General features: G+C 58.6%; 14 protein-coding genes and 1 pseudogene. 9 read left to right on the top strand and 6 right to left on the bottom strand.

Annotated elements, in window-relative coordinates:
* Nucleotides 1-16: 16 nt before the first annotated feature.
* Both PSQ90_RS02845 and PSQ90_RS02840 read left to right on the top strand, forming a co-directional pair.
* Nucleotides 17-283, top strand: a complete 267-nt coding sequence (locus tag PSQ90_RS02845) for a helix-turn-helix domain-containing protein (RefSeq protein ID WP_282211938.1) — start codon at nt 17-19, stop codon at nt 281-283.
* The gene (locus PSQ90_RS02840) at nt 270-1,037 is read left to right on the top strand and encodes a DUF6456 domain-containing protein (protein ID WP_282211937.1); all 768 of its coding nucleotides are present in this window, start codon (nt 270-272) and stop codon (nt 1,035-1,037) included. Before PSQ90_RS02845 ends, PSQ90_RS02840 begins: the two co-directional genes overlap by 14 nt.
* 15 nt (nt 1,038-1,052) lie before the next feature.
* Here the strand turns inward: PSQ90_RS02840 and PSQ90_RS02835 are convergent, their stop codons facing one another.
* Nucleotides 1,053-1,478: a SufE family protein gene (locus tag PSQ90_RS02835; RefSeq protein ID WP_282211936.1), complete on the bottom strand. Its 426-nt coding sequence runs from the start codon at nt 1,476-1,478 to the stop codon at nt 1,053-1,055.
* Between the two features lie 137 nt (nt 1,479-1,615).
* A complete protein-coding gene (locus PSQ90_RS02830) occupies nt 1,616-1,909 on the bottom strand; it encodes a hypothetical protein (RefSeq protein ID WP_282211935.1) in 294 nt (97 codons plus the stop codon).
* A 321-nt stretch (nt 1,910-2,230) separates the two neighbouring features.
* Here PSQ90_RS02830 and PSQ90_RS02825 point away from each other — a divergent pair, with 321 nt between their 5' ends.
* The 4 genes and pseudogenes from PSQ90_RS02825 to PSQ90_RS02815 all read left to right on the top strand — a co-directional run bounded on the left by PSQ90_RS02825 (nt 2,231) and on the right by PSQ90_RS02815 (nt 5,530).
* Nucleotides 2,231-4,042, top strand: a complete 1,812-nt coding sequence (locus PSQ90_RS02825) for a PAS domain-containing sensor histidine kinase (RefSeq protein ID WP_282211934.1) — start codon at nt 2,231-2,233, stop codon at nt 4,040-4,042.
* Nucleotides 4,012-4,545, top strand: a pseudogene (locus PSQ90_RS17110) (peptidoglycan-binding domain-containing protein); the annotation flags it as partial. The gene PSQ90_RS02825 and the pseudogene PSQ90_RS17110, both read left to right, overlap by 31 nt.
* 503 nt (nt 4,546-5,048) lie before the next feature.
* Nucleotides 5,049-5,192: a peptidoglycan-binding domain-containing protein gene (locus tag PSQ90_RS17105; RefSeq protein WP_407648155.1), complete on the top strand. Its 144-nt coding sequence runs from the start codon at nt 5,049-5,051 to the stop codon at nt 5,190-5,192.
* Entirely contained in the window at nt 5,192-5,530 is a 339-nt protein-coding gene (locus PSQ90_RS02815) for a DUF1491 family protein (RefSeq protein ID WP_282211932.1), read from the top strand. The genes PSQ90_RS17105 and PSQ90_RS02815 overlap by 1 nt, the downstream gene beginning before the upstream one ends.
* Here the strand turns inward: PSQ90_RS02815 and PSQ90_RS02810 are convergent.
* A complete protein-coding gene (locus tag PSQ90_RS02810; RefSeq protein WP_282211931.1) occupies nt 5,527-6,669 on the bottom strand; it encodes a DUF2336 domain-containing protein in 1,143 nt (380 codons plus the stop codon). The genes PSQ90_RS02815 and PSQ90_RS02810 overlap by 4 nt on opposite strands.
* A gap of 403 nt (nt 6,670-7,072) precedes the next feature.
* Between PSQ90_RS02810 and PSQ90_RS02805 the strand changes: the two genes are divergently transcribed.
* Nucleotides 7,073-7,855: a hypothetical protein gene (locus PSQ90_RS02805; RefSeq protein WP_282211930.1), complete on the top strand. Its 783-nt coding sequence runs from the start codon at nt 7,073-7,075 to the stop codon at nt 7,853-7,855.
* Between the two features lies 1 nt (nt 7,856).
* Here PSQ90_RS02805 and PSQ90_RS02800 read toward each other — a convergent pair whose 3' ends face one another.
* From PSQ90_RS02800 to PSQ90_RS02790, 3 genes are all read right to left on the bottom strand, one after another.
* Nucleotides 7,857-8,402, bottom strand: coding sequence for a DUF1254 domain-containing protein (locus PSQ90_RS02800; RefSeq protein ID WP_282211929.1), 546 nt, complete (start codon nt 8,400-8,402; stop codon nt 7,857-7,859).
* On the bottom strand, nt 8,399-8,974 hold the full coding sequence (locus tag PSQ90_RS02795) for a DUF1214 domain-containing protein (RefSeq protein ID WP_282211928.1): 576 nt from the start codon (nt 8,972-8,974) through the stop codon (nt 8,399-8,401). Before PSQ90_RS02795 ends, PSQ90_RS02800 begins: the two co-directional genes overlap by 4 nt.
* A gap of 132 nt (nt 8,975-9,106) precedes the next feature.
* Nucleotides 9,107-11,269, bottom strand: coding sequence for a transglycosylase domain-containing protein (locus PSQ90_RS02790; RefSeq protein ID WP_282211927.1), 2,163 nt, complete (start codon nt 11,267-11,269; stop codon nt 9,107-9,109).
* 146 nt (nt 11,270-11,415) lie between these two features.
* Between PSQ90_RS02790 and PSQ90_RS02785 the strand changes: the two genes are divergently transcribed.
* A complete protein-coding gene (locus PSQ90_RS02785; protein ID WP_282211926.1) occupies nt 11,416-11,871 on the top strand; it encodes a YcgN family cysteine cluster protein in 456 nt (151 codons plus the stop codon).
* Between the two features lie 106 nt (nt 11,872-11,977).
* Nucleotides 11,978-12,664: a GGDEF domain-containing protein gene (locus tag PSQ90_RS02780; protein ID WP_282211925.1), complete on the top strand. Its 687-nt coding sequence runs from the start codon at nt 11,978-11,980 to the stop codon at nt 12,662-12,664.
* Nucleotides 12,665-12,687: the final 23 nt, after the last annotated feature.

Below are 12,687 nucleotides of genomic sequence, written 5' to 3'. Positions count from 1 at the left end.
AAAGATAGCAGCGCGGTTGCTGACGCATCCATCGCGCTGTCGCCGAAACACCGCACAGGCGCGTCAGCTTGCCATGTATCTGATTCATGTCTCGCTGGGACGAAGCCTGACTGAAGTGGGGCGAGTCTTTGGTCGTGATAGGACTACAGTCTCTTATGCCTGTGCCCTGATCGAAGACGGTCGAGACGATGCGCGGTTTGACGCCGCTGTCGATCAGTTGGAACGGCAGATTGAGGCAAGCCTGCTGCAGGGCGATGAGGGGACCGGTCATGGCGCGGGCTGAGCTTCGTTCGATCCGTTTCGTGCGGGCGCTGATGCCTGACGGAAAGGCTATGCCTGACGGGCAGGGACAATATGTGCTTGCAACGGCAACAAGCACAGCGCGACTGTCGGCAAATGCGGTTGCAGGCTTGATCTCGCAAGGGGTGCTGACGGGCAATGCCGGATATTGCACGCCGACACCAGAAGCGCGCCACTGGTTGAACCGGCAAAAATCAGACGCGGCGGGATTTGCCGACCAGCATCGCCATTTAAGCACTGATGGTGATGCAATTACCCGCAATCTCGATGAAAGCCCGTTGGCCCGGCTTGCAGCACCGGGCAGGGGCGGGGCAAAACCGTTTCTGGCACCGCATCAGGTTGAGGCCGGTGAACGGCTGCGCCATCTGGTTGAACGTGCCGGACTGAGCCCGCGCACCACCATGAGCTACGATGCCAGCCGCTCGATCTGCGCCAGATCGGCGATGGGCGTCGGCGATGTGGGGGATCTGGCCATAGACGCGCGGCGAAGGCTTAATGACATCGCCCGGACTTTGCCCACAGATTGCGCGGGCGTTGTGTTCGATGTGTGCGGGCTGCTCAAGGGGTTGCAGGTAGTTGAAAGCGAGCGCGGCTGGCCGCGACGCAGCGCCAAGCTGGTGTTGCGCATCGGGCTGGATCAATTGGCTACCTTTTTTGGTCTGTCCGCTACAACAAGGGGCGCGACTACAAGGGGCGAGCATTTCTGGCTGGAGCAACGCCCCCAACGTTTCGAATGAAGGACTGGCTCTCCGCTAGGAAAGTGCCTTGGCTTCACCGCGAATGCGATTGACCATGGCCACCAGACCATTGGCCCGCTGGGCGGTCAAATGTTCGCGCAAGCCAAGCTTGTCAAAGATCTCGATGGCGTCGGTGGCCGCGATCTCGGCAGCGGTGCGCCCAGAATAGAGCGCCAGCAGTACAGCAACCAGCCCCTGAACGATCATGGCGTCAGACTCGCCGCGATAATTGAGCACCGGTTCGCCCGCCCGCTCGCCCCTGTCGGAGGCCAGCCAGACCTGGGAAACACAGCCGTGCACCTTATTGGCATTGGTCTTTTCCGCCTCCGCCAGTGGCAATAGCGACTGACCCAGTTCGATGATGTAGCGATACCGCTCTTCCCAATCATCAAGAAAGGTAAGGTTGTCGGCAATTTCCTGAAAGGCTTCTGGCTGATCCATGCGCTCTATCTAGTATAGTGGGGCGCAAAAAAGGAGCCACAAGCACGGGGCAGCGTGCTTGTGGCTCAGGCCGGAGGGTGGGCGGAATTTGGGGACGCCAGCCTCCGGAGCGTCAAGAATGCGCGGGCAAGCGCATTCTAACCCGCAAGACCCGGGCGCCGCCGCGGTAGCGGCACCTGAACCATGGTCGACGAAGCCTGCATGGGAGTGCCGACCTGCGGGGAAGGGGTAAGGGCAGCAGCCAAGACCGCCCTGCCGCCGGCACACTGCAATGAAGTGCATTGAGTGGCTTCGATCTGTTGGGTAATCAACTGTTGGCCGCGTGTCATGGCCTGCGCCGAAATCGAACCGGCAGCCGCATTCAGATCAACGCCGGGTTTGATCACCATGAAGGCAACAAGCAGCCAGAATGCAGAGCGAAACAGAAACATGATCCGGGTCCAAGCCAAATATCAAACACAATGGCGGGCAAGCCATCGCTGTTGAGGACCATTTCTAGACAGTCCCCTTTAAGACGGGTTGCGCGAATTCAATAAAGTTTTAGCTAAAGGCGACGGGCCGCGCTCAACTTTGGGCAAGGTCTTGTTTACGCTAACCGTAGAAACAAGCTTCCAAACCTCGCTTCAGGCGTTCCTGGCCCCCTGCATTTAATTGTGTCTTAGGCCTTGGGTCGCAGGGTGGCAGCCAATGAGACCTGAACAATTATCAGGCTGTGGCTAGTCCATAAGGCGTCGTGGAAGTGAGTTTATGTAATGCGTAGCTTTTTCTCTTTTGGCGAAAGCAAAGAGATTGCCGAGGCGATCACCGGTGGCGGTAGTCGTCCCGAGGACCTGCGTCGTCAGACGCTGGCCGACAATGCAATCTTCATCATCGTGGCCAGTGCATTGATCATGCCAATTGTGATCTACACCGCACTGCAGGGCGCAACGCTGCCATTTTTTGTCGCCGTGCTTGCGCTGATCAGTGGCGCAACCACACTGATGCTGCAGCGCCACGCGCGCTATGAGGAAGCTGCCTGCGCTCAGGTCTATCTCTTGTTGACAGCGGGCATGCTGCTGACGCTGGCCGATAGTCGCTTTGTTGACGGCGGGCTGGCCATTGCCCTGCTGGGGCCAATCTATGCCTCACTGATGGCGCGGCCTCAGATCAGGCGCATCAGCTGGACCCTGATGGTTGCCATTGGCCTGATCGCCAGCGTCACAGCCACTTTTGGCAAAGCGCCGCTGATCGTTGAACATGTGGACCTGGGACTTGTCGGCTTGATCGGCTTTGCGCTGGGCGCTGTCATGATCGCCCGCACAGCCGGGCGGATCGGCATGAGCTTTGAAATTCAGGAAAAATCCCAACTGGCGACTTATCGGCACCTGATCGAGCATGTTCAGGACGCCGTATTCCGCTATTCGAGTAGTGGCGAGTTGCTGTTCCTGTCGCGCTCGTCCGAAAAGCTTTTTGGATGCCCGCGCTATGAATTGACTGGGACAGGGTTGGGTCAGCGCATTCATGTTGCCGATCGTCCTACCTATCTGACCGCCTTTGCCGACGCCAATCAGGCCGGCATTCAGCGCACCATCGAAGTGCGGATGCGTCAGGACGATCCACACGCCAACACGGCTGTACCTCAATTTATCTGGGTTGAGATCAATTTTTCACCGGTGGATGAAACCCGCACCAGCGGCTCGCGCTTTGAAGTTGTCGGGCTGCTGCGCGATGTAACGCGCCGCCGCGATCAGGCAGCTGAAATGGAAGCGGCACGGCACGTGGCTGAAGAAGCCTCGATTGCCAAGTCCCGGTTTTTGGCAACCATAGGGCACGAATTGCGTACGCCGCTCAACGCTGTCGTTGGTTTTTCCGAAATGATGACCAGCGGCATCGGCGGGGAAATGTCGGATACGCATCGCGAATATGCCGGTTTGATTCACCAAAGCGGCACCCATTTGCTCGAAGTCGTGCGCATGCTTTTGGACATGTCGCGCATCGAGGCGGGTAAATTTGAGATCAGCACTGACAATATGGCACCCGACGATCTGGTCGAGCCCTGCCTCAAGATGGTGCAAGCGGTTGCCAATGAACGCGACATTCGAATCAGTTCGCGCATCGCCAGGTTACTGCCCACGGTGGTGGCTGATGAACGCGCCTGCCGTCAGATCCTGATCAATCTGCTCTCCAATGCCGTCAAATTCAGCCATGATGCTGGCGAGGTGACGGTATCGCTCAAGCAGCAGGGCCAGTACCTCAATCTCTCGGTCAGCGACAATGGCATTGGCATGTCGGCCGAAGCGATTGCCCATATCGGCGAGCCGTTCTATCAGGCCAATGATGGTCTGGCACGGGCCTATGAGGGGACCGGGCTTGGCCTGTCCATCGTCAAGGGACTGGTGGAACTGCACGGCGGCACATTGCGTGCCATGTCCGAATTTGGAGCAGGGACAACCATGACTGTTTTGCTGCCTATAAACGGTCCAGCAATAAAACTGCGGGAGACTGCAACCGTCACCTCCCTTTATCCTGACACGGCGCCCATCGAAACGATTCCATGGCAAGACGAAAAAAGAAACGCAATATGACAGCCACAACCTTGACCCATCTGCCTTTGGCAGCCGGAAGCGCCATCGCAACTTCCCTCGGGCGCATGGGGCTTTGGGCCTTGTCGCGATATTTCCGGGCACCACTGACCAACACAGCGCTAGCCGCGCTGGTAGGCATGACCGCGCTTGCCGGGAGCAATGCGCTCTATTTTCAGACTGCCATTCATCCAGCGCCAATGTTCATGGCCGATCCAACCGTGCCGCCGCCGCTGCCTGCGGTCCAGCAATCGCGCGTTGCACCGGCACCACAGCTGGCTCCGATGCCGGTGGTTGCTGAACCGGTGCCTGTAACCGGCAGCGTTGCTCCGCAATCAGATGGCCCGGTTGGCAATACCGACGTTTACAATTTGCAAAAGAAGCTAAGCGAGATGCGCCTGTTTCAGGGCGAGTTGGATGGTTATTACGGGCCAATGACGGCCCAGGCTATCCGCGCCTTTGAGACCCGCAACGGCTACAAGCCGACCGGCGCCATGAGCTCTGAAATTGTCGATGCCATCATGCGGGCCGATGCTCAGGGCCTCGCACCGCGGCCGCAGGCAGCCGCTGCGCCCATCCCGATGCCGCCGCTGGTGCAGACGCGGACCGAGGCAGCCCCGGTGCTGCGGGCCGCTGTCATCGAGCCTGTGTATCAAGACCGCCTGATTGCCCGCCTGCCGCCCATCGAGCCGCAGGACCAGATTGGCGAGGCACTTAATACTGTCGCACAAAGCGCCGCCAACACCATCGACGGGATCGTCTCCGCCATTGATAATGGACGCAGCGCACCGACATCGAACTATGTCCCGGTGCCCAGCCAGCCGGTCGGACGGACTATTGCCCGCCAACCGGTAGCAGCCAACGCAGCGCCCGTGGCAATCGTTTCCCCCCGCAAGCTGTTGCTCAGCCCGTTGTCAGCCAGCCAGCAGCGCCCGTCAGACAGGCGGCGCGCAACGCCAATCTCAGCATCACCGAAAAGGTGCAGCGGGGACTGGCGAGCCTTGGCTTCATGCATGGACCGATTGACGGCGAAGCAGGCGAAGAAACGGCGCGCGCCGTCCGCAATTTTGAAGTCTATTACAACTATGACGTGACCGGTCGGGTGACGCCCCAGTTGGTAGACTTGCTCGCCGCAGCCGGCGCCACCTTCTAATGTCGCGACTGCGCAGCGACCTGTGGTGCGGCGTATTCGTGCGGCGTCACAATGATCTGGGCAATATGTGCGTGGTGTCGCGTCGGGGCGACCCGATTGCCGGACAGGTCTTTATCGAAATTGATCATCTCGACGGCACCTTGTCGTTATTGACCCCGGCACCGGGCATGGCGCTGGTCGAACGGGACGCCGATCTGGTGTTTCAGCGGCGCCTGATTCGGGTTGCCTCGGAAAAAGTGCGGGCGCGCATTGAGCGCGAGCTCGAATTTGACCCTGATCTATGGGTATTAAGTCTCGATCTGCGCGGTGATGATGCCGGTATCGAAATGCTCGATTAGCCGGCGCGCTTGGCACCAATTCGCGCCAGTGCCTCGATGGCCTGTTCCACCACCGGATTGTGGGCCGGTGCCAGCATGGGTGTGCGGCGGCTGGTCTGGGTAAAGGCCTTGTATTCGGGCTTGGCCAGATCGAGCAGATTGACCTCCCCGCGCCATGCACTCATCAGATAGGCCATGGATTCGGGCGTTACATTGCCAAACAGCGTGGCAAAATCAGCCAGCGCGCGCGACCGTTCCTGATCGTGCGAGGTGGCATGGATCAAGACCTTGAGCCCGTCATAGGCACTGCAGCCAAAGGCGCGCAATACCACGAACAGGGAAGCCCCGGTCACATCATGGGCGATCTGGCCGCAACGGACCTCGTCCAGCCCGCTGATCTGGGATAATAGCTTGGTAACTTCGGGACGGCGGTTTTCTGAAAACAGCTTCATCAACGCCTTGGTCAGTTCCTGATTGGCGACCGAAAGCAGTTCGATGGTCTTCTTGATCGGGGCAACCGGGGTCTGCCGATTGGTGAAGGCCTTGATGACCTTGATCCGGTGATCATCGGAAAGATCAAAAAAGGCAGGGGCCAGCAGGGCGCAGTCGAAATCGTCACGCTCGGCCAGTGATTCGGCCACGATATGATCCATTTGCGCCGAACGGGCCAGCGCACTGAGATAGGCACCACGAGGCGCAATCGCGCCATTGGCGGCCAGCGCCCGGTAAACCTTGCGCGAATTCATCTGGAACAGCTTGGCCAAAACCACATTGGACAGGTCAGGGCGGTGCGCAATCATGCTGGCAGCCGCAACATCGCCTCGGGCAATGATTTCGATCAGCGTTGCTTCGGAAATCTCGTCGCTTCGCTGCAGGAATTCGCCCATATCTTCGCCGATATTGGCCACAACCAGGGCTTCAAGGGTCGGCGACAGCGTTTCGGCGCGCCCAAGGATCGCAGCGCCCTTGGCCTTGGCCTGCGGCCCGGCAATCGGGAACAGGCGCGAGGCCAGAGCCTCAAACTGCTCCATTTCGGGATTTGTCGGTCGCCCGCGGCGCGCATAGGCGTCGCACGCGGCGATCAATAAAGTGTTGGTTCGGTCAACACCGCCGGATTCTATCAGCAGCTGGAAAGTCTCGTAGGGCTGGAAACCAAGCATTTTTGAACCATCGACTCATTAAACGCGGAAGAATGTGCGTATCCACACTCTTGCCGCCAATTCGTTAGCAGACTGTTAACCTTGACGATCTCTTAATGGGGATATGCGCGAGGGGCGTCGCGCCTGACTGTTTTTTTCGAACTGTGTTGCCTCCGGTAGGGACGGGGGAACCGACATGTGGAGGCCAGCTTGGGAAAGCTCGTCAAATTCGACCAACGGCGACTGACGGCCAGAAGGGCCAGATCTACGACCGGTGAGGCCCAGATATTGATTTTTACCGGGGTGCGTTATGAGCGCGGAACGACGCCAGCAACTGTGCCCAACACGCGCATTGGTCCATCAAAGCCAAAGCCCAGCCGCAAGCGTGGATAACTGGGTTCGGTGGACTACGCGCGCACTTGGCGTGACAGCGCTTTTGCTCGGGGCGGGGTGCGTTGCCCGGCCAACGGGTGATTTCGGCCGCGCTCAGCCAAGCTTTACCCACGACACCGCCATGCCGGCGGCTGGCAAGCTATTGGCCTATGGCCGGGGCGATGCGGTTTCTCAATTCAACCAGACCGACATCGAAGTGGAAATGCACGATCGGGTATGGCGTTTTCTGGTGGCCGAACACACCAGTAACTGGTTTCAGAACACCGCCGTGGAACTACAACGCACGCGTCTGACACCGCCGCTTGACCAGAATTTTTCCGAAAAGAGCTATTACGAATGGCTGCAACGGAGCAATTTCCGCTCTGCGCCGGTGCGCTACAGCGCCGTTGGGGCCGATATTCTGGCGGACACCGATACAGTGCCGGAAACTTTTGTGGCCATTTGCAAGGTCATCGAGGTTGATCGCCAGCGCCTGATCACCCGCGATGCGCTTTCGGATCTTGAACCGGACGTGCGTGCCGGGGTTGATGCGCGTCGCACGGAAAACCTGGCCTCTATCGCCTGGTTCGTTCGGGCGCTGAATTACCGTTATGCCAGCTACAATTATGCGCTCGACCATTTGTTGGTGGAAACGCCCGATGAACGTTCAATGGATGTCGATGCCAAGCTCGCCGACATGAAAAACCATGTCGATCGGGCCAATCGCGGCGATTTCTGTTCGCAAATGGCGGGAGGGCGGGCCAATTCGGGTTTTGTCATTCCCTCGCGCTATCAGACCATGCGCATCGACAACGAAGTCATCGCCATCAAATAGGCTATTGTTTGGGACCGCAGGAAATAGCGGACAGCGCCCTTTCGTAGCGCGGACGCACAGCCCGATGCGGTGGCGCCAGCCGGACAACGACGAACAGATCGTTAGCGCTCGCCTCAATGATCAACAACCCTTCGGCAATATCAATCCGCTGTTCGGCCAGAAGGCGCGTCTGGCTCGAATTGAAAATGCCCATCTGCAGCGTCCGGCCGATACCGTCGCGGTTGGTGGTTGAATATTCAATGGTGCCATTGCGGTCATAAATCGCGATTGACCAGAAGGCATCGGGCAGGGTGCCGTTCAAATAGGCCGGGCCATCGGAAAGATCGAGCTGGCACACCCCGTAGCTCAGACCGGGATCAAGTCCCAATGGATTTGGCTGCCCGGGTTTGACCTGCGGCAGCAGGACAATCTTGTTGCGCGCATCAAGGCTTTCAATCCGCGTCCAAACCGTATTCTCGGCAAGCGCGGGCAGCGTCAGAATGACGATCAGGTGAATGATGCCGCCAAGCAAGACCCCGCCCGCCAGCCAGATCAGCGTGCGTTTCATGAGCACTGCACCCGGGTAACGGTCGGCATGGCGATCTCGGCTGAACTCAAACCCGACGCGGCAACGGTGTCATATAGGGTCAGCGACAGCACAAAGGGACCGGAGCCGCCCACTTCGAGCCAGTTGTGTGGCTCCAGCCGACTGCCGATATAAAGGGTAAAACTACCGTCTTCGTTGCGGGACAATTGATTGGAGCCGATCCAGCCGCTGGTGCCGGGACGGGCAAGATTGATCCCCTCGGGATCCAGCGCCACCAGCGTCCAAAGGGTCGCGACCGGCGTGAAACCGCTCAGGTGATAGGTGCAGGCCAGATCGAGCGCGACGCCATTGCCATCGGTGCTGGCGACAAATTGCAGCCCTTCGGACTGACCAAGCTGAAGCTTGGCCTGTCGCGCCAGATGCGCGCGCGTGTAGGGGTTGGGATTTGGTGTGCCGACATCAGGCCAGGCGACCCAGGGTCCCGAATGCAGGCCGCCCAAAAGCCCGGTATCGGATAGGGCCATATAACTCAGCCCGAACCCGGTACCCAGCGCCACGACCAGCATGGCCAGAAGATTGAAAACGAAACGCAAGGGCTAACGGTCCGAACGGGTTGAAATGGGCATCTGGGGCTCGATCAGCGCCGACGACCGGCAAGGCCGCTGCCTTTGCCTATAGCAACCGCGCCCGCGCTTAGAAAGGCGTTTCCGCCCTTCATCAACCGTTCAACGAGTGTTTGGGACGATGGCGGACGTGGCCATGGCCTGATCTGGCGAAGTTTCGAGTGCTTGCTGCGCCAACTTGAGTCGATCTGCCAGATCGATCAGTTTGGTCGCAGCACCGGGCTTGAGACCCGGCGGACGTTGCGCGGCTTCGTCGGCGTTTTCATCGGTCTCCGCGTCGGCGACGATGGTTTGTTCAGGCACGAAATCAACGCCGAATACCGGCTCGATCTGGACATTGGTATGGGCGAAGGCCATGAATTTCTGCCACGCCATCGCCGGTAGACTGCCGCCGGTCAGCCGGTTGGTGGGCTGGTAATTGTCGTTGCCGAACCACACCGCCGCCACATAATTGCCGGTGAAACCGCAAAACCATGCGTCTCGATAGGACGATGTGGTGCCTGATTTACCAAGCGCAGGAACGCCGGGAACCTGGGCGCGACGCCCGGTGCCATTGGTAATCACCCGGCGCAACATGAGGTTCATGTTGGCGACCGTCTTCTCACTCAAGACGCGCTCCCGCGGGGCGTTGATATCCTTGTTGAAAATGACATCGCCGGTAAGGCTGGTGATGCGGGTGATACCGTAGGCTGGTGTCTTGTAGCCATCGTCGGCCAGAACGGCGTAGGACGAGGTCATGTCCAGCACCGACACCGAAGCAACCCCCAGCGCCAGCGAGCGGGTGACCGGATAATCGGCTTGCAGGCCCATGCGGTGGCTTAACGCCGCGATTGGGTCGCGACCGGTCTTGATCGAGAGGGTTACGGGTACCGTATTGATCGAGGCGGCAAAAGCGCTCAACAGCGTGACCCGCCCCTTGTAGTTTCGTCCATAATTTTGCGGACACCAGTCGCCGATACAGACCGGCCTGTCCGAAATGGTGTCGGACGGGGTCAGGCCCAGCTGTTCGAACGCCTGCGAATAGACGAAAATCTTGAACGCCGAGCCAGGCTGGCGTGTCGAGACGATAGCGCGATTGAACTGGCTTTTGCCATAGTCGGTGCCCCCGACCATGGCGCGAATGGCACCCTTGGTATCGGTGACCACCATGGCGGCCTGTCCGACTTTGTACTGTTCGCCATTTTCACGGATCACCGAATTGATCGAGTCCTCTGCATATTTTTGCAATGTCGTGTCGATGGTGGTGCGGACGGTGAAATTATTGGAGGTGTGTCGGCTGGCCCTGATGATGTCCTTGGCCTGCTCAAAGGCATAGTCGAGAAAATAATTGGGACTGTCGACATCATCGGTGCGGTTGACCGGCGAGGCGGGGTGACGGCGGGCGGCCGTGACCTGTCCCTCGGTCAGAAAACCGGCATTGACCATATTGGTCAGCACCACATTGGCGCGGCCACGGGCAGCGGCCAGATCGACATGCGGCGCATATTTGGTTGGTGCCTTGAACAGGCCTGCCAGCATGGCCGCTTCGGCCAGATTGATGTCACTGACTTTCTTGCCGAAATAATATTCGGCCGCCGCCGTCACCCCGAAATTGCCGCCGCCCATATAAGCGCGATCAAAATATAGTTTGAGGATCTGATCCTTGGTGTAATGCCATTCCAGCCACACCGATAAAAAGGCCTCAGTGACCTTGCGCTCGATGGTGCGCTCAGGCGACAGGAACAGGTTTTTGGCCAATTGCTGGGTAATCGAGGAGCCGCCCTGGGTGCTGCTGTCGCCCTGGGTATTGGAGACGATGGCGCGCAAGGTGCCAACTACATCGACACCGAAATGATCATAAAAGCGCCGGTCCTCGGTCGCCAGCGTCGCCTTGACCAGATAGTCGGGCATCTCGGCCAGCGCCACGCTATCATCGGAACGAATGCCGCGACGGCCAATCTCATTGCCGAACTTGTCCAGAAAGATCACTGAATAGTCTTCGGCCTTGTTGAATTCGCCGGTGGCCGTCACATCAAAGGCTGGAAACGCCAGCAGCAGCACCAAAATTGTGCCAAGCGCGCCAAAGGTCAGCCCGTCCGATACCAGTTCGACAAACAGCCGCTTGATGCCACGGACCCTGAAAATCCCCATGAAATCCTGAAAGCGGGTATAGCCACGCCCCAAGGACTGGCCAAACTCGAACAGCGAGGAATCCAGCCACGCGTCAGCCGCCAGCATGTTGGATTTTTTGGCGTGCTTCTGTTTGGTGTAAAAGGGGTCTTGCATCGCCACGCTCGTTATTGCCCCACAGTGGGCATCATCCAAATGTTGAACGATGACGCCACAATAGCAAGTTAATCGCCTGAATATGATTGCGCGAGCCATGCTACAAGAGCAAACACACAATATCATGAATGGCGCGAACGGATAATATGGCTTTCTGGGACGAAAAATCGCTAGAGGAGATGAGCCCCGCCGAATGGGAAGCGCTATGCGATGGCTGTGGCCGCTGCTGTCTGATCAAGCTTGAGGACGAGGAAGCGGGCCTGCTGATCACCTCCGATGTGCATTGCAAACTGCTCGATGGCGACACCTGCGCCTGCACCGACTATCCCGGTCGGCAAAAGCAGGTGCCCGATTGCATCAAGCTGACGCCGCAAAATATCACCGAAATAAAATGGATCCCCACCACCTGCGCTTATCGCCGACTGGCAGAGGGCAAGGGGCTGGCCTGGTGGCATCCGCTGGTGTCGGGCGATCCGCAAACAGTTGTCGATGTTGGCGTATCGGTAAAAGGGCGCACCTTCAGCGAACTGGATATCGCCCCCGACGACTGGGAAAATCACGCCGTGGACTGGCCTGAATGGGAGCCGCCCGAAGAACTCTAACGGGTTTGACGTTGGCCGACAAGCGAACGGGTTTACTTGGTATTAACCATAATATGGCGAGATAAGCCCAAGTATTTTCCGCAGCTTAGCCCAGAACAGGCCAGCCATGAGCGTCTCCGACCTAAGCCCCGCAAGCAATGATCTATTTTGGGGCAAGGTGCGCGCCGCCCTCGGGGGACTGCGTATTGGTCGCGATTCTGAACGCGAACGCACACCAGCTTACGGCAAGGCAGCCATTGCACGATCCCTTGGCATGAAGCCGCGCCTCAGCGCTGAGCTTGAGGCTGAAATGGCCGAGGCCTGGATGGTTTCGGGCGTCATCAATGTTTCAATGTGCCTGATGGTGATTGATCTCGACCGGTTTGGAGATTATTTTTCCGCCTATGGCAAGGTGGTAAGTGAAGAATGCGTCGAGACGGTACTGGCCACGATCAACGCCAATCTGCCGCGCGAGCAGGACAGATGCTTCCGGTTCGGCCGGAACCAGTTTGTAGTGGTGTTGCCAGACTATCCGCTGCTGCTGGCGCGCAAGGGTGCTGGCAAGATTATCAAGGCGGTGCATGACGAAGCGGTTCAGCACAAGGAAAGCCATGCCGGTGTGGTCACGGTAAGCATCGGTATTGCGGTGGCCAATCCAACTGGCAATCTCGACAAGAAATTCTTTGAAGTGGCAGCCCAGGCGCAGGCCAAGGCGGCGCGTCGTGGTCTGGGCCGACTGCAGACCGTCGATCTGCGCAAACCAAAGGGCGACAGAGCCCGTTCGGGCGCGGCCAGAAAGGCAAAGGCCGCCTGAGGCTTTTCAAACTGACCACCATT

This window comes from Devosia rhodophyticola (assembly GCF_028816475.1).
GTDB lineage: Bacteria > Pseudomonadota > Alphaproteobacteria > Rhizobiales > Devosiaceae > Devosia > Devosia rhodophyticola.
Note: the sequence above shows the minus strand (reverse complement) of the source record. Positions and strands in the feature narration are given on the sequence as shown.

Bases quoted from the DNA above. Each gene is read 5' to 3' on its own strand.
- PSQ90_RS02830 (WP_282211935.1), bottom strand. From the start codon at position 1,909: ATGTTTCTGTTTCGCTCTGCATTCTGGCTGCTTGTTGCCTTCATGGTG.
- PSQ90_RS02785 (WP_282211926.1), top strand. From the start codon at position 11,416: ATGGCTTTCTGGGACGAAAAATCGCTAGAGGAGATGAGCCCCGCCGAA.
- PSQ90_RS17105 (WP_407648155.1), top strand. From the start codon at position 5,049: ATGCATGGACCGATTGACGGCGAAGCAGGCGAAGAAACGGCGCGCGCC.
- PSQ90_RS02810 (WP_282211931.1), bottom strand. From the start codon at position 6,669: ATGCTTGGTTTCCAGCCCTACGAGACTTTCCAGCTGCTGATAGAATCC.
- PSQ90_RS02800 (WP_282211929.1), bottom strand. From the start codon at position 8,402: ATGAAACGCACGCTGATCTGGCTGGCGGGCGGGGTCTTGCTTGGCGGC.
- PSQ90_RS02815 (WP_282211932.1), top strand. From the start codon at position 5,192: ATGTCGCGACTGCGCAGCGACCTGTGGTGCGGCGTATTCGTGCGGCGT.
- PSQ90_RS02840 (WP_282211937.1), top strand. From the start codon at position 270: ATGGCGCGGGCTGAGCTTCGTTCGATCCGTTTCGTGCGGGCGCTGATG.
- PSQ90_RS02780 (WP_282211925.1), top strand. From the start codon at position 11,978: ATGAGCGTCTCCGACCTAAGCCCCGCAAGCAATGATCTATTTTGGGGC.
- PSQ90_RS02825 (WP_282211934.1), top strand. From the start codon at position 2,231: ATGCGTAGCTTTTTCTCTTTTGGCGAAAGCAAAGAGATTGCCGAGGCG.
- PSQ90_RS02790 (WP_282211927.1), bottom strand. From the start codon at position 11,269: ATGCAAGACCCCTTTTACACCAAACAGAAGCACGCCAAAAAATCCAAC.
- PSQ90_RS02835 (WP_282211936.1), bottom strand. From the start codon at position 1,478: ATGGATCAGCCAGAAGCCTTTCAGGAAATTGCCGACAACCTTACCTTT.